Source organism: Chromatium okenii (assembly GCF_016583745.1).
In the GTDB taxonomy this organism is placed as follows: domain Bacteria; phylum Pseudomonadota; class Gammaproteobacteria; order Chromatiales; family Chromatiaceae; genus Chromatium; species Chromatium okenii.
In genome coordinates this window covers 49,354-65,259 of sequence record NZ_NRRQ01000004.1, presented here as the reverse complement: position 1 = coordinate 65,259, position 15,906 = coordinate 49,354, and the positions used below count along the sequence as shown (strand labels likewise).

Genomic DNA, 15,906 nt, shown 5'->3' with positions numbered 1-15,906 from the left:
CGTTAGCAGGGGTGACTCAAACAACGGACATATTCACCCGCGATGGTGTCTGGCGTGGGATGCGTGTGCGGGTCTTCGCCGGGATACAGATGCGCTCGCAGCGCGGTGCGAACGATGCCCGGATCAACGATGCTGACGCGGAGATGACCGCTGGCGCTGCTTTCATCTGCGAGCACCTGCGCCAGCCCTTCAATCCCGAATTTGGCGGCGGCATACGCGCCCCAATAGGCTTTACCGTTGCGCCCGACGCGGTCGGTGGTGAAGACGACAGCGGCATTCGGCGCAGCGCGCAGCAGCGGTAAACAGACTTGCGTCAGCAAAAATGGCGCAGTCAGATTGATCCGCAGCACGCGCTCCCATTCGGTCGCTTCGTAATCGTCGATCCGGCTGAGATAGGGCGCAAATGCTGCGCAGTGCGCCAGCCCGTCTAAACGCCCGAAGGTGTCGCCGATGATGTTGGCGGCAGCGATGAAATCGGCTTCGCTCGCGGTCTCCAAATTCAGCGGCAAGATCGCCGGTTCGGGGTTGCCGTGCGCGACGATGGCGTCATAAACCGGCTCTAAATCAACGGCATGAAATGAGGAGAGAATGACAGTCGCGCCGGCGTGAGCGCAGGCGATGGCGACGGCGTGACCGATGCCTTCGCTGGCACCAGTCACCAAGATGACGCGCTCGTGCAGTGGTGGTGTCATCGGGCGCGTCACTCCGCATCGCGCACGCAACTGACGAGATAATTCACGTCGAGATTGCGCGGGGTCAGGTGATAGGTGCGGGTCAGCGGGTTGTAGGTCATGCCGATCAAATCGACGGTGCGCAGCTTGGTTTGCCGCACCCAGCCATCCAATTCGGAGGGACGAATAAAGCGGGCGTAGTCGTGTGTGCCTTTGGGCAGCAGTCTGAGCACATATTCCGCGCCGATGATGGCGAATAGAAACGACTTGGGATTGCGGTTGAGGGTGGAGAAAAACACCCGTCCGCCCGGACGCACCAATTGGGCGCAGGCGGCGACGACTGATGCCGGGCTGGGGACATGTTCGAGCATTTCCATGCAGGTCACGACATCGAAACTGCCCGGCTGTTCGGCGGCCAAGGTTTCCACCGGCATCTGCCGATATTCGACCTCAACGCCGCTTTCCAACGTGTGCAATTCCGCGACGCGCAGCGGCATCGTGCCCATATCAATGCCCAGCACCGTCGCCCCGCGCAGCGCCATGCTTTCCGACAAAATCCCACCGCCGCAGCCGACATCCAGCACCCGTTTGTCGGCGAGTCCACCGGCAGCGCGGTCGATGTAGTCCAGCCGCAGCGGGTTGATGTCGTGCAGCGGTTTGAATTCGCTATTTGGATCCCACCAGCGCGAGGCGAGGTCTTCAAACTTTTTAATTTCGGCGTGATCGACGTTGTGAATTGGGGGCATGATGAATTACCTGAAGGATGCGAAAAAAGTTGTCAGTTGTCAGCGCAAGGCAATACTGATTCATTCTAAATGCTTGCCGTGCGCCAATTGAATCGTGATTAAAAAAGTGGTGCAGATTAACGACCGCTGGCGCTGGGAGCTGCAATTAAACGCGCACACAAGTTAGCAAAAGCGGTTTGATAATCTTCATTGCCACGACTGCGCGGCGCGTATTCACGAATTGGTTGTCCCGCTGCAAATGATTCCGCCAATTTGATGTCGCTGCGAATACCGCCGAGCAAGCGTTCTTGCCCGAATTGGCTGATGATTTGTTCCTGCACCCGCCGATGCTGCACGATCCGCGTATCAAGCATCACCGGCAATAAACCCAGCAAGCGTAAATCGGCGTTGCTGTTCATGGCGACGCGGAAAAATACTCGCGCCAGTTGGCGCACCCCTTCGCCAGATAACGGATGTGGCATAAACGGAATCAGCGCCCAATGCGCCGCAGTCAGCGCGTTAATCAGCAGCACATCCAGCGACGGCGGCGAGTCCAACACGATCCAATCGTACTGACCGGCGAGCGCCGGTTCCGCCAGTGCGCGTACCAAAATGTGCTCATCATCAGGGGCGCGGTCGTGATGAAAATCAGGATCAGCCGTGACCAAATCCAACCCCAGCCACGCCGTGTTCACAATCGCCTCACTCAGCGGCACGGGCGCGGTGGCGCTGAATAAATGATGCGCAGTGGGATGATTGGCGGCGAGTTTGACGCCCAAACCGAGGGCGCAGTGGTTTTGCGTGTCGAGGTCAATCAGCAGCGTGCGCTGACCGCTGGCGGCGAATTCGGCGGCAAAATTAACGGCGGTGGTGGTTTTGCCAGTGCCACCTTTGCGGTTGGTAATCACGAGGATGCGGGGGCGCGACGACATGAGTGGCTCAATGGGCAAGGGCATCAGCGAGAGCGCGGCGCAGCGCCTCGCGGGTGAACGGTTTGGGTAAAGTGGCGCGAACGCCCATTAACGCTGCGGATTCTAAATTGAATTCCAAACTAATTGAGCGCCGCCCGCCGGAAATAGCAATGATGGGAATCTGGCTGCCGTTGCGCGATAACTCAGCGATCAATTCAATGCCATCTTTTTCTGGCATTAAAATATCGGTGATAATTAAATCTGGACGCTGTTTTTGCACGGCTTTTAATGCTTCGTTGCCATTCGCCGCTGTGCGGGCTTGATGACCTTCGCGTTCGACCATTTCTTTTAACATGATCCGAAATAATTCTTCATCATCAACGATCAAGATGTTGATCATGTGTGTTCCTCATTGATGAACTTTGAAATTCAATTACGGGCTGGGCTGTCAACTAATTGCGGTAAATCAATAATAAAACGACTGCCCACGCCCGGCGTGCTGCTGATGGCAATCATACCGCCCAGTTTACCGACTAGCCCGTGAATCACGGATAACCCCAAGCCGCTGCCTTTGCCCGGCGCTTTGGTGGTGAAAAAGGGATCAAACACGCGCTGGCAAATATCGGGCGGCATTCCTTCGCCGTCATCCTGCACCGTCAGGCGCACCATTGCGCGTTGCGTGGGCGTGGCGGGCAGGAGTTTGAGATCAACGGTGATGACACCTTGTTGGCTGCCGATGGCGTCGGCGGCGTTGATGCAGAGATTCATCAGAATTTGTTGAATTTGACTCGCCTCCGCCAATACCCACGCGTCGGGCACCGCAGTGGTGCATTCAATCCGAATGCCAATCGGCAGCGAGGCGCGGAGCAGCAAAATCGTGTCGCTAATCAAGGTGACGATTTCCACCGGCGTAGGCGTGTCGGCCATCGTGCGGGCAAAAGTCAGCATCCGCGCAATCAAATCACGGGCGCGAAAACTGGCTTGTTGAATAAAACTGAGGTGATGCTGGGCGCTGGAATCAGGCGCTAATTCGTCGCCGAGCAGCTCGCTGAAACCGACGATGATGCCGAGAATGTTATTGAAATCGTGCGCAATTCCAGCGGCCAAGGTGCCAATCGCCTCCAGTCGCCGCGATTGTTCCAAGCGGGCGTTGACGATCATTTCGGTGCGATGTTCCAACTGCACCCGAAAAGCGAGGCTGTAGGCCATGTACGCCTCCATCAAGGGCACGGTGATGCGCTCGGCGACCTGCGCCAGCAGCAGCTCGGGATGGGTTTTGCCCATTTGAATCAACGCCTCGTGGTGCATTTCGCCGACTTCTTCCAACGGAATTTCCAGCACCACCAACTCGCGCCCCAGATCGGCGGCAGCGGTCAACGCAGCTTCAATTGCCAGCGAGTCTTCAGCGAAAACGGCTTGTTGCAATAATTCGGCGTAGCGGATGGTGATGGCGGGAGCGGGCATTTGTTTTTCAGTTGTCGGTTTTTAGTTATCAGTTGTCAGTGAAGCGCGTTAATGAGTGGCGGTTATTTTTTAATTCGGTGATGCAAAAGAATTGACAAGCAATAAACAACTTTTTAGTTTTTTAACTGACAACTGTCACTGTTGATATAACAACAAACTCGCGTCATCTCGCGCATCCGCCCACTGCGCCAGCAGCCGCGCCGCCAACGCATCAGAAGGCGTTTGTTGAGCGAGCGCAGCGACGATCTCCACGTTTTCGCGGATGCCATCAGAAAACAGCACCAGCCAATCGCCGGGGTGAATGGCGACATATTCTGGGCGCAAACCACGAAATCCAGCTCCCACAATGCCGCGAGCACTGCCCAAACGACTGACAATTCCGTCTCGAATCAACAGAGTACGCACGTTGCCGACCGCCGCGTGCTGACAGTGGGCGCTGGCGAAACACAGATCAATCACCGCCAGCGCCACGCCCCGCGTATCCAATAACTGCTGATCGCAGTCAGCAAAGACGCTCGCCAAAGACGCAGAAGCAGCAGTCGTTGCCAGCCGCTGCATCGCCGTCGCTGCTGCGTGGTGCGCCTCACGTCCGTGTCCCAAACCATCCGCCAGCGCCAAGCGCCAGCCGTCTGCGGTGCGCCAGCACCCGATTTGATCGCCACACGGTTCGGCGGGATGCAACGCCCGCAATGCCTGTCCCATTAGCGCCATTTGATCGCCTTGACGCAGGTGCCATCGCCTACTGTGGACTCAATCATAAATTCATCCATTAACCGTTTAACGCCCGGCAACCCGCAGCCCAAACCTTTGCCCGTGCTATAGCCCTCGGTCAGCGCCAACGCAATATCGGCAATCCCCGGCCCGTGATCCAGCGCCAGCACTTCCAGCCCCAGCACCTCCTGCGTCTGCGGATCAAACAGCGCGTGCGCGTGTAACCAGCCGCCGCCGCCGTGAAACAGCAGATTCGCCGCCAATTCTGAGGCCGCAGTGGCGATGTGATATGCCGCAGTGCGTGAAAATTCCAGCGTTTCCGCCAGTTGTCGTGCGGCGCGACAGGCAGCTTGAATATCCGCCTCAGCGTTGACCGCCACGTCGATATGGTGTGGCCGCTGCTGCGGTTGAAAGGACGCGCTGGTCACAATGGTTTGGTCAGCACAATCGTGATGCAGGTGCCCTGCGGCGTGGATTCAATGTGGAATTGATCGACCAAGCGCCGCGTCCCCGGCAATCCTGCGCCCAAACCGCCGCTGGTGCTGTAACCATCGGTCAACGCCTGCTCCAAGTTGGCGATGCCCGCGCCCTGATCTCGCACCTGTACCCAGATGCAGCGGTGCGTGGCGGTCGAGCGGTTTTCAATCACGCATTCGCCGTGATTGGCATATTGAATAACGTTGCGGGTTAATTCCGAGACTGCCGTTGCCAGTCGCGTTTGGTCAGCTTTGCCAAAACCAAGTTGCTCGCACAATTCACGCGCAGCGCGGCGGGCAGTCACCACATCGGCGGTTTCATGCAGCGGAATCTGAGCGGGTGGCAACTCAGACATTCTCATCTTCACTCAATCGCGTGTCGCCGCGAGTGGCGATCCGAGTGCGCAATATCTCCAGCCCTTGACCGAGATTAAACGCGCAATCCGCGCCGAGCAGATCGCGCCCCATTTCAACCAACGTCAGCGCGACAAACGGCTGCACCCCGCAAATGACCGACTCCGCTCCGAGCAGCCGCACCATGCTGGCGGTGTCGTTAATCACCCGCGCCATATAGGAATCGACCACATCCAGCGCGGTGATGTCGATGGCGACGCCGAGCGCCTCAATTTCTGCCACCTGTTCCACCAAATCGGACTGAAATTGCATCGCGTCGTTGTCGGTCAAATCCACCTGAATCGACACCAACAAGATGCGCTCCAGCCGCAGAATTGGAATTTTCATCCGCGTTTCCCCTCCAACGGCGCAATCTGCTGCCCCACCAACAGCAGCGCCTCAGCAATTCCCGCCCGCAGCGTGGCGCGGCTGATGACATCCGCAAACCGAATGCCGAGTTTTGTCAACGTCTGCGCCCCTTCAGGACTGATGCCAGTCATCACCACGCGAGTGCCCAACAGCCGCGCTGCGTCAATCGTTTTCATCAAATGCTGCGCCACGCTCGTATCCAGCACCGGCACGCCAGTCAGATCAAGAATCGTCACTCGCGCCTCATAACGGGCAATCGCCTCCAGCAAACTTTCGGTAATTTGCCGCGCTCGCACCGTGTCAATCACGCCCACCAGCGGCAACAGCAAAATGCGGTGCCACAGCCGCAGCACCGGCGTTGACAATTCCAACAGCGACAAACTTTGCTGCGTGATCTGGCGCTCGCGGATCGCCACAAACGCCGTGACGGTCAACAGCGTCAACTGCTCAAAGACCTGTTCTAACCACGACATCTCCGCCAGCGTCACCTCCGCTGCCGTCACTAATTGCGCGGACACCAGATGTTTCAACGTCAGCACCACGTTGACGCAGGTGCTGGCGCTACTGCCGTGTCGCGCTTGCTCGCCGACGAGCTGGCGCAGCGCCAGCGTCAGTGATTCCTCGTGCTCCAAAGTGAGCGTGGCAGTTGGCTGGCGCTCCAAAATGCCGAGAATGTCGTCAAACAGGCTGCGCAGCAGTGCATCCAGCGCGTGTTCATGGCTGCCGTGCTGGTCGCCGAGCGCGGCAACGTGATTGATCCAAGCGGTGAGTAGCGCCGAGCGTTGTTCATGCAACACCTGTTGAAACGCGGTTGTGCTCATAACAATATCCCAAATACTTTTTAGTAAAAATGTGTCGCAGTGATGCGATTAAAAACAGCAAATACTTGCTGACGAGTTCAGTATTGTATTGGCAACTCAATTGAAATCATCAACGCTTATAAAGTATCGCACAGCGCCGAATCCGCTGCGCTGCTTCAATACAATCAGCGAGCGGCGGCACCAGCGCCAAGCGTATGCGCTGCGCTCCCGGATTGACACCATCCACTTCTCGCGCCAAAAAACTGCCCGGCAATACGGTGACATTTTCCTGCGCAAATAAGCGCCGCGTAAAATCAGTATCTGCAATTGGCGTTTCCGGCCACAAATAAAAACCCGCTGCGGGCTGCGTCACGGGCAAAACATCATCCACAATTTCCAATACGGCAGTGAATTTTTCCCGATATAACTGCCGATTCGTGCGGACGTGCGCTTCATCATTCCAAGCTGCTGCGCTTGCAGATTGCACCGGCAATGCCATGGCGCAACCGTGATAAGTCCGATATGCGAAAAATTGTGCGATCACTTCTGCATCGCCAGCGACAAAACCAGAACGCAAGCCCGGCGCATTTGAGCGTTTTGATAAACTATGAAATACCAAACAGTGCTTAAATTCGTTATTACCCATTGCCGCTGCAACCTGTAATAAACCCAGCGGCGGTGCAGTTTCATCTTGATAAATTTCTGAATAACATTCATCAGAAACAATGATGAAATTGTGGCGCTGCGCTAACTCAATTAAATAGGCAAAGGTTTCCGCATTCAATACTGCGCCAGTCGGATTACCCGGCGAGCAAATATAAAGCAATTGACAGCGTTCCCAAGTTGCAGCGTCCACTGCTGCAAAATCAGGAATAAATCCATTTTCCGCTAAACACGGCAAATAACGCGGCTCCGCGCCTGCCAGCAATGCCGCGCCTTCATAAATTTGATAAAACGGATTGGGCATCAGCACCAACGGCGCACGGCGGCGATCAATTACCGCCTGCGCGATGGCAAACAGCGCCTCGCGGGTGCCATTCACCGGCAAAATCTGCCGTTCCGGGTCGATGCCGAGTTGAGCGCCGTTGCCCAACTGAAAGCGCCGACTCAACCAACCGGCAATTGCGGTGCGCAGTTCCGGCGTTCCTCGCGTGGTCGGATACACCGCCAACTGGTGCAAAGACGCGGTCAGCGCGTCAGTAATCAAGGCGGGAGTCGGATGTTTGGGTTCGCCGATGTAGAGCGCAAGCGGAGTGCGGTCGGGCGGCGGAGTGAGGTCGGCTTTGAGCGCCGCGAGCTTTTCAAAGGGATAAGACTGCAACTGGTCGAGATCGGGGTTCATCGGGGCTGGCACTGCTTGGCAAATAAAGCGCGTTAGTATAAAACAAGGCTGGCGCTGGCTCTATATTAAAAAATTCTGCTCTCAATGTTGATGTTTTGAGTGATTGACGTGACGCAGATTTGTTATTTATTTGCTAGATTATTGCTGTTTTTTCCTTACCAAAAGTTTTCTCTTTGAGATTGCAGTATTCTGCCGCATCCTGCTAAACTAATCATTAGTCAACTGGAGCAATATTATGCAAACTGTCAACATTCACGAAGCAAAAACCCATTTATCGCGCTTATTAGAAGCGGTTGAACACGGCGAAGACATTATCATTGCCCGCGCTGGTCAACCGATTGCACTGCTGTCTGCTTACCAACCACCACGCAATACAATTGCACCGCCGGGTAGTATGAAAGGTCAAGAATGGTGGATGGCTGATGATTTCGATAAGCCACTTGATGATTTATTTGATTGTCTGAAACCGGAGTGCGAGAAATGAAATTGTTGCTCGATACGCCATCATTATAATAAAGCAATGGCGGATCAAATTATGGCAGCAGATAAGATGCGCTTGAAAAAACGATTAGGTAAGTTATCAACAACTGACCTGCTCGCAGTTGAGAAAGCTATTTTTGTTCATTTGGGACTGTTGAGTTGACCACCGCGTTTTTTTCAAACGGATAGGATTGTAGACGGGTGAGATCAAGGTAAAAATGCCGCACTCTATTCTGATTATTTAAGTGCGGCATTTTAATGCTGACGTGACGCAGATTTATTAACAACTATCTGGATCACGTCAGTAAATTGCTGAATGATTAAAACCAAATCAGCGATTCTGCGCCAAATACTGAGTTGAAAGATTCAACTGAAAACAGTTGTGAATCTTGAGCAGTGGTGAGACCGGTTAGGTGAACAGTCACAACATTTATTGATGATGAAAACATTGAGAATACGTTTGTCTGTGATAAGTCTATAAAGCCATCTCGGAAGCTGACATTACTCACTGAAACTTTATCACCTAGAAAATCCGCAAAATAAAGTTGGTCATCGTTACCAAAATTCACGATGTTATAGGTGTAGTTGCCGGCAGAAAACACGAATTTAAAGGGGTCAGTTGCTGCATCGAAAGGAGTGTAATTAGCCTCTTTAATATCAACTACTACAGGCCAGAGCATTACACTTGTATCGTTAATAGTCGTCACCACTGTACCGCTGGTGATCATGCCATTAGAAAACGCACCCAGATTTACGATCAGCGTATCGGCAAAGTCAACGACGTGATCGGCAATGGTATTCACTGTCAACGAACCGGTTTTAGAACCCGCCGCGATCACAATACTGCCAGTTGCGGTGCCGCTGTAATCAGTACCAGCAAATGCGGTACCCGCCAATGTGTAAGGGACAGTAATACCACCAACTGGTGCTGCCAGCGTCGAAGTAATGGTGTAAGTCACACTGCCGCCTTCATCGACCGCAGTTTTATCGGCAGTCAGGGTCAGCGCCGGCACTGGATCATTGATCAGACCGCTGACCTTGCCCGCTGAAGACAATGCGCTGCTATCTACTTTCAGCAAATTCACCTCATAGGCTTCCAGCCCTTCAGACCACGAATCGGCGACAACAGTCACGTTCACCGTCTTTGCTGCCGTATCGCCTGCTGCAAAGGTCACGGTTGTTGCACTGGGCGTAAAGTCTGCTGGAGATGCCGAACTCAGGACGGCTACAGGGGTGGCGGGCGCAGTTAAATTCAGCATCATCGTCGTGGGAGTGGCTACTACGCTGGTGGGCATCACCGTGAAGGTAATGACGTTACCTTCTTGGGTGGGCGTTCCTGTGATTGCATTTGAAGTCAAGGTAAAGGTCGAAATCGGCAGCGTGGTATCGACAACAGCAACGCTCGCAGTTTTCGTTGAATCGGCAGCAAGCGTCACTCTTAAAACGTCGCTCTCACCAAAGAGCGCATCATTTGCCAGCGCCACCGGAATTGTCGCTGCGCCGCCATTAACCACCGCAAAACCAGTCAACAAGCCGCCGCTGATATCTGCCGCATCAACACCGCCCAAGCTATAAGCCAGCGCGGTGCCGTTGGCGACGTTAGTTGTGGCAACGGTGAAATTTGCCGTTGCGCCTTCTGCTGCCGTTGCTGGAGCAGTGATTGAATAAGTTGGAACCGGCGGCAGCGTAGTATCAGTCACGAAGACGCTCGCAGTTTTCGTTGAATCGGCAGCAAGCGTCACTCTTAAAACGTCGCTCTCACTAAAGAGCGCATCATTTACCAGCGCCACTGCAATTGTCGCTGCGTTGCCATTAACCACCGCAACACCAGTCAAGCCGCCAATAACATCCGCAGCATTAACACCGCTCAGTGTGTAAGCCAGCGCCGTGCCGTTGGCGACATTCGTTGTGGCAACGGTGAAATTCGCCGTCGCACCTTCCGCAGCCGTTGCTGGAGCGGTGATTGAATAAGTTGGAACGGGAACGGTCGGCGCAATTGGCGCAGTTTCATTCACGGCGAGTACGGCAACCAAACTCACCGCGTCATTGCCGAATTCATCTTGAATCGCGTTAACATCATCAGCCACCGTTGGATCGTTATAAGTGAACGTCACCACTTGCTCGGCAGTAACCGATTTTGCCAACGTCAGTGCGACGGTATTGGCGTTAATCGCAACTGCCGTCACCGCATTTGCAACCCCATTTGTCGTCACCTGAAACGCGCCAGCAGCGGGCAGATGTACTGTATCCAGCGCATCTTCATCGACATAATTCAGCAGCAACATATTGGCATTCACGCTGGCAGAAATAAATACGGGAGCGTCATGTTCTGCGCCGTCCTCAATATCCAATTCATTCGCATTTTTTGTCACGTCTGCGAATTTAATCAATTCCACTGCCGTTACACTATCACTACCCTCATCATTATCAATCGCTTGAATTGTCCAGCTATCGCCTTCTTCATCACGCGTAAATTGATACTCTGCATAATTACCGGCATAAATAACCGTATCATTTCCAGCGCCGCCGTCTAACTGATCATCGCCAGCACCGCCGGTCAGCGTATCATTGCCCGCATTGCCAACCAGCGTATCATTCCCTTCTTCACCGCTGAGTTGATTTGCTAACGCATTGCCGTTGAGCAAGTTGTCCAGTTCGTTACCAATTCCATTTACGGCTTTACTGCCAGTTAGCGTCAACATTTCCACTGCATCTGCGAGTGTAAAACTCACACTACTTTGAATCTCATCCTCACCTTCATCGGCTTTTTCAAATACGCGATCACCGCTGCTGCCCACGATATAAATATCATCGCCCGCACCGCCACTGAGCGAATCATTACCCGCGCCGCCATTCAAAGTATCAGCACCATCACCACCATTAAGCGTATCTTGTCCGGCGAGACCATCAAGCGCGTTATCACCAGCATTACCAGTGATGCGATTATTCAACGCATTACCGCTGCCTTTAACATTGCTCATGCCCAGCAATTCAAGATGTTCCAGCAGCTCCGGCAGCGTGTAATTCACCAAACTTTGTACCGTGTCAACGCTGTTGCTTTTATCGGTTTCAACAACTTTATCGCGGATGCTATCCACTTTGTAAATATCATTGCCCGCGCCACCGACTAAACGATCGTCACCAGTGCCGCCATCCAAAATATCTTTGCCAGTGTTCCCTTCCAGCGTATCGTTACCCGCCTCACCATTTAATTTGTCATCACCAGAACCGCCCAGCAGATTATCATTGCCAATGCCACCGAGCAGCGTATCATTTCCCGTTCCACCATCGAGTTTATCTTTACCGATTCCGCCTAACAGTGAATCATTGCCAACCGCGCCACTGAGGGTATCATCACCGCCCAATCCGTTGATGGTATCGTTGCCATTGGAGCCGTTGATTTTATCAGCGGCTGACGTTGCTTTTTTAACAGCCATGATCGCTTTTCTCCTCGAAAAGAATCCTAACAATTAGGATTGTGATTTTAACTAAAAACACGGTGAAGCATTGATGATGTATACTGACGCCGTCAAATTGATTAACCCAACTGATCTTGCTGAAAATAACGGCTGCATGATAGTAAACTGATTTTCATCTCAATAGAATTTTGGAACGCAATAATGCCCCTCATTCGTGAAATTCATCACGTCAGTTTGATCGTCGCCGATACCGCCGTCGCCTTGGAATTCTATGCCGGGGTATTGGGGTTAAAAATGCTCACCAATCGCCCCGCGTTGGGCTTTGCTGGCGCGTGGCTCGCGGTTGGCACCTTGCAAATTCATCTGCTGGAATTACCCAATCCCGATCCGACGACCAATCGCCCCGCGCACGGTGGACGCGACCGCCATCTCGCCCTGCGCGTCTCCTCACTGCGGGATTTAATTGTGCGTTTAGATGCCGCTGAGGTGCCCTACACCTTCAGCCGCTCCGGGCGGGCGGCGCTGTTTTGCCGCGATCCTGACGGGAATGCGTTGGAATTTATTGAAGATTTTCCGCACAACGCCTGAGCATCATTGATAATGGCGCACCTTGTGGCGATTGGTTGTCTCAACTCGCTGTAAATGGGACGATTTAAGACAACTTTGCTCCACATTGATGCGCCCTTGCGCCCGTTCGGTATTCGCACATGACCACAATGACAAGCCTCGCCCAGCGCCAGCGCCCCGCCGTGCAGATGGGCGGCTTTATCATGCGCAGCCTGCTCATCCTCAGCGCCGGAGTAGGCGTCGCTGGCGCGTTTTATGGCGCACATTTAGATCGCGTCGTGCAAGGCAAATTTGAAGGACAACGCTGGGCGCTGCCGGCGCGAGTCTATGCCCGCCCGCTGGAGCTATACGCCAATCGCGTTATTGATCCCGATCAATTGCAAGCCGAATTAGATCGCCTCAACTATCGCCACGCCGCCACCGCCGACTTGAGCAGTTCTGGCACTTATCAGCGCGTTGGCGATCATTTCGTCATCAAAACCCGCCCGTTTCGTTTTTGGGACGGACAGGAGCCGGGACATCATCTCGAACTCGACATCACCGACCACCACGTCACCAACTTGATTGCTGCCGACGGCGGTACTGATCCGGCGCTGGTGCGATTTGATCCGATGCTGATCGCCAGCATTTATCCCACCCATAACGAAGATCGGCTGCTGGTGCGCCGCGACGAACTGCCTGATTTATTAGTGAAAACCTTGATTGCAGTCGAAGATCGCAATTTTCAGAATCATCTGGGCGTCGATCCGCGTGGCATCGCCCGCGCCGCGTACAGCAATTTTCAAGCGGGAGCCGTTGTCGAAGGTGCCAGTACTCTTACGCAACAGTTGGTCAAGAATTTCTACCTCAACGCCGACCGCACCTTTCAACGCAAATTGAAAGAAGCGTATATGTCGCTGCTGTTGGAACTGCGCTACAGCAAAGACGAGATTCTCGAAGCCTACGCCAACGAGATTTACCTCGGTCAGGACGGACGCCGCGCTATTCACGGCTTCGCGCTCGCCAGCAGCTTCTTCTTCAATAAATCATTGAGTGAAATCGGCATTCCTGAAACCGCGCTGCTGATTGGCATGGTGCAAGCGCCGTCCAATCTTGATCCGCGTCGTCACCCCGAAGCCGCCACCACGCGCCGCAATCTCGTTTTAGATTTGATGGTGCGCGACGGCGTGATCTCCGCTGCCGCGGCGGCGAAAGCCAAAACCGCGCCGCTCGGTTTGGCAGATGGCGGCGGGCGACCGGTCGGCAGTTATCCCGATTTCATCTCGCTGGTGCGTCGCCAATTGCAGCGCGATTACCGCGACGAGGATTTGCGCTCGGAAGGCTTGAACATCTTCACCACGCTTGATCCGCTGGTGCAGGCAACGGTGGAGCAGGCGCTGCCGAAGCAATTGGCAGCCTTGGAAAAAAACAATCACATGAAACGCGGCACGCTCGAAACTGCCGCCGTCGTCACCTCCATCGACCAAGGCGAAGTGCTGGCGCTGGCGGGCGGACGCAAATCGGGTTATGCCGGCTTTAATCGGGCGCTCGACAGCGTGCGCTCCATCGGCTCACTGGTGAAACCAGCGGTTTATCTCACCGCGCTGGCGCAGCCGCAGCGTTACACCCTCACCAGCGGCATTCCCGATACGCCCGTCAGCCTGCCGGATGGCGATCAACGCTGGGAGCCAAAGAATTACGACCGCCGCGTGCATGGCACCGTGCGCTTGAGTGAGGCGCTGGCGCGGTCGCTGAATTTGGCGACGGTCAACATTGGTCTGAGCATCGGCATCAAAAACGTGGCTGAAACCCTGCGCCAGCTCGGTGTGCAGCGCAAAATGCGCGTGGTGCCCTCGCTGTTGCTGGGTTCGGTGGCGATGTCGCCGCTGGAGGTGGCGCAGATGTATCAAGCCATCGCCGCCAACGGGTATCGCGCCCCGCTGCGAGCCATTCGGGAAGTGGTGGACGCGCAGGGGCAACCGCTCAATCGCTATCCGCTGGCCATTGAGGCGGTGGTGGACACCAAAGCAGCGTATCTCACGGCGTGGGCGCTCCAGCGGGTGGTGACGCACGGCACCGCCAAATGGCTCGGTGAACAGTTGCCAGAAGGCATGACGATGGCTGGCAAAACCGGCACCACCGATGACATGCGCGACAGTTGGTTTGCCGGCTTTAGCGGCGACAAGGTCGCGGTGGTGTGGCTGGGGCGCGACGATTATCTCCCGATGGGATTGACTGGCGGCACCGGCGCGTTGCGCGTGTGGGCAGAATTCATGCTGGCGCTGGCAAATGAGCCGATTTTGGAATTGCCGCCAGAAGGCGTGGTGATCGCCGATGCCTGCGGGCGGGGGCGAACGCCGTATATCGGCAGTGCTCCGCGAGCGCAAAATTGTGGCGGTGGTGATGATCGTGATGATGACGCGCCAGCCAAAAAACGTGCACCACCACGCGATAGCGGTGATCGTGCCGCACCACGTTCTGAACGTCCGGCAGCGGACGATGAAGTGGCAGCAGAGCCAGAACCGGCTGCGCCACCGCCACCAGCACCAAAACCCAAACCGAAGCCGCAACCGGCGGATGAAAACAACACGTTTATGAGCGATTTTTAGGCACATCCATGTCCCCACTGTTCCCATTTCGTGTGTCGATGAGCGTGATCGCCGTCATCAGTCTGAACGCCTGCGTTGCCCTCGCACCTCGCGACGGGCCACCAGCGCCGGTGGTGCAATTGACACCATCGCGCCAGCAAGCGGCACCGCGGCAGCGGTCAGCCGCTGCGAAAACCACTGCCGCTGCTGCCGAACGCAGCGCCACTGCCCGCAGTGCAGCGGCGCGTCCTGCGACTGCTGCGGCACCCAAAGCGAAGGTTTACACCTACCGCGATGCTGACGCAGCGCCCGTGCCCACGTCAGAACCCGTTGCTGATGCTGAAGCTGAATTTGATGCTGGCGCTGACACTGCCGCGCTTCCGGTGCCGCCACCGGTTGCTGCGCCGCGAGCCGCAGCGCCGGTGACGGTGGCGACAGCGCAAACGCGCACCCCGTCAGTGGTATTGCCCAAGAAAAAACCGGCAGCTCCGCCCGTTGCTGCTGCCGCACCAGCGGCGGTTGTCGCGCCAGCACTTCAGGTCACGCCCGCAGCTCCGGCATCCGCTCCCGCGCCGGCAGCGCCAGTGACTGTTGCCAAGGTGGAGCCACCTCCGCCGCCGCCACCTCCCAAACCGAAACCCAAACCTGCGCCACCTCCGGCACCGCCGTTGGCAGCTCCGCCATTACCGCCAGCGGCGCAATCGCTCGCCAGTCAAGCCGAACAGCAACGCAAAGCTGGTGATTACACCGGCGCGGCGGCGTCATTGGAACGCTCGCTGCGGATCGCGCCGCGAGAGCCGTATTTGTGGAATCGGCTGGCGCGAGTGCGGATGGAACAGGGGCAGGTGCATCAGGCTGGCAATCTGGCATCGCGTGCCAATGATTTATCCAATCAAAATGCCGCTGTGAAGCAGGACAACTGGCGGATCATCGCGCACTCCAAACGCTCCGCTGGCGATGAAGACGCGGCTGAGGCGGCCGAACGTCGCGCTGGTAGTCATTGACGGCACT

General features: G+C 55.4%; 17 protein-coding genes. 5 read left to right on the top strand and 12 right to left on the bottom strand.

What is annotated here, in order from left to right:
• Nucleotides 1–2: 2 nt before the first annotated feature.
• The 11 genes from CKO12_RS02400 to dapC form a co-directional block, all read right to left on the bottom strand.
• Nucleotides 3–692: an SDR family NAD(P)-dependent oxidoreductase gene (locus CKO12_RS02400; protein WP_200153131.1), complete on the bottom strand. Its 690-nt coding sequence runs from the start codon at nucleotides 690–692 to the stop codon at nucleotides 3–5.
• An 8-nt stretch (nucleotides 693–700) separates the two neighbouring features.
• Entirely contained in the window at nucleotides 701–1,417 is a 717-nt protein-coding gene (ubiG, locus tag CKO12_RS02395; protein ID WP_200153130.1) for a bifunctional 2-polyprenyl-6-hydroxyphenol methylase/3-demethylubiquinol 3-O-methyltransferase UbiG, read from the bottom strand.
• A 116-nt stretch (nucleotides 1,418–1,533) separates the two neighbouring features.
• On the bottom strand, nucleotides 1,534–2,328 hold the full coding sequence (locus CKO12_RS02390) for a ParA family protein (protein ID WP_200153129.1): 795 nt from the start codon (nucleotides 2,326–2,328) through the stop codon (nucleotides 1,534–1,536).
• 7 nt (nucleotides 2,329–2,335) lie between these two features.
• On the bottom strand, nucleotides 2,336–2,707 hold the full coding sequence (locus tag CKO12_RS02385) for a response regulator (RefSeq protein WP_200153128.1): 372 nt from the start codon (nucleotides 2,705–2,707) through the stop codon (nucleotides 2,336–2,338).
• Nucleotides 2,708–2,736: 29 nt separating this feature from the next.
• Complete coding sequence (locus CKO12_RS02380) at nucleotides 2,737–3,771, bottom strand: sensor histidine kinase (RefSeq protein WP_200153127.1); 1,035 nt, start codon at nucleotides 3,769–3,771, stop codon at nucleotides 2,737–2,739.
• 135 nt (nucleotides 3,772–3,906) lie between these two features.
• Nucleotides 3,907–4,482 (bottom strand): SpoIIE family protein phosphatase, encoded by a 576-nt coding sequence (locus tag CKO12_RS02375; protein ID WP_200153126.1) that lies wholly within the window; start codon nucleotides 4,480–4,482, stop codon nucleotides 3,907–3,909.
• A complete protein-coding gene (locus CKO12_RS02370) occupies nucleotides 4,473–4,862 on the bottom strand; it encodes an anti-sigma regulatory factor (RefSeq protein WP_338032681.1) in 390 nt (129 codons plus the stop codon). Before CKO12_RS02370 ends, CKO12_RS02375 begins: the two co-directional genes overlap by 10 nt.
• A gap of 44 nt (nucleotides 4,863–4,906) precedes the next feature.
• Nucleotides 4,907–5,314: an anti-sigma regulatory factor gene (locus CKO12_RS02365; protein WP_200153125.1), complete on the bottom strand. Its 408-nt coding sequence runs from the start codon at nucleotides 5,312–5,314 to the stop codon at nucleotides 4,907–4,909.
• The gene (locus tag CKO12_RS02360; RefSeq protein ID WP_200153124.1) at nucleotides 5,307–5,699 is read right to left on the bottom strand and encodes an STAS domain-containing protein; all 393 of its coding nucleotides are present in this window, start codon (nucleotides 5,697–5,699) and stop codon (nucleotides 5,307–5,309) included. Before CKO12_RS02360 ends, CKO12_RS02365 begins: the two co-directional genes overlap by 8 nt.
• Nucleotides 5,696–6,541 (bottom strand): STAS domain-containing protein, encoded by an 846-nt coding sequence (locus CKO12_RS02355; protein ID WP_200153123.1) that lies wholly within the window; start codon nucleotides 6,539–6,541, stop codon nucleotides 5,696–5,698. The genes CKO12_RS02360 and CKO12_RS02355 overlap by 4 nt, the downstream gene beginning before the upstream one ends.
• Before the next feature lie 109 nt (nucleotides 6,542–6,650).
• Entirely contained in the window at nucleotides 6,651–7,862 is a 1,212-nt protein-coding gene (gene dapC / locus CKO12_RS02350; protein ID WP_200153122.1) for a succinyldiaminopimelate transaminase, read from the bottom strand.
• 235 nt (nucleotides 7,863–8,097) lie between these two features.
• On the opposite strand from dapC, the gene CKO12_RS02345 reads away from it, so the two are divergent.
• Nucleotides 8,098–8,346: a type II toxin-antitoxin system Phd/YefM family antitoxin gene (locus CKO12_RS02345; RefSeq protein WP_200153121.1), complete on the top strand. Its 249-nt coding sequence runs from the start codon at nucleotides 8,098–8,100 to the stop codon at nucleotides 8,344–8,346.
• A 36-nt stretch (nucleotides 8,347–8,382) separates the two neighbouring features.
• Nucleotides 8,383–8,505 (top strand): hypothetical protein, encoded by a 123-nt coding sequence (locus CKO12_RS02340; RefSeq protein WP_200153120.1) that lies wholly within the window; start codon nucleotides 8,383–8,385, stop codon nucleotides 8,503–8,505.
• Nucleotides 8,506–8,662: 157 nt separating this feature from the next.
• Here CKO12_RS02340 and CKO12_RS02335 read toward each other — a convergent pair whose 3' ends face one another.
• Nucleotides 8,663–11,779: a beta strand repeat-containing protein gene (locus CKO12_RS02335; protein WP_200153119.1), complete on the bottom strand. Its 3,117-nt coding sequence runs from the start codon at nucleotides 11,777–11,779 to the stop codon at nucleotides 8,663–8,665.
• A 183-nt stretch (nucleotides 11,780–11,962) separates the two neighbouring features.
• On the opposite strand from CKO12_RS02335, the gene CKO12_RS02330 reads away from it, so the two are divergent.
• The 3 genes from CKO12_RS02330 (at nucleotide 11,963) to CKO12_RS02320 (ending at nucleotide 15,899) form a co-directional block, all read left to right on the top strand.
• Complete coding sequence (locus CKO12_RS02330; protein ID WP_200153118.1) at nucleotides 11,963–12,349, top strand: VOC family protein; 387 nt, start codon at nucleotides 11,963–11,965, stop codon at nucleotides 12,347–12,349.
• A 119-nt stretch (nucleotides 12,350–12,468) separates the two neighbouring features.
• The gene (gene mrcB, locus CKO12_RS02325) at nucleotides 12,469–14,916 is read left to right on the top strand and encodes a penicillin-binding protein 1B (protein WP_242466165.1); all 2,448 of its coding nucleotides are present in this window, start codon (nucleotides 12,469–12,471) and stop codon (nucleotides 14,914–14,916) included.
• 8 nt (nucleotides 14,917–14,924) lie between these two features.
• Entirely contained in the window at nucleotides 14,925–15,899 is a 975-nt protein-coding gene (locus tag CKO12_RS02320; RefSeq protein WP_200153117.1) for a tetratricopeptide repeat protein, read from the top strand.
• Nucleotides 15,900–15,906 lie beyond the last annotated feature (7 nt).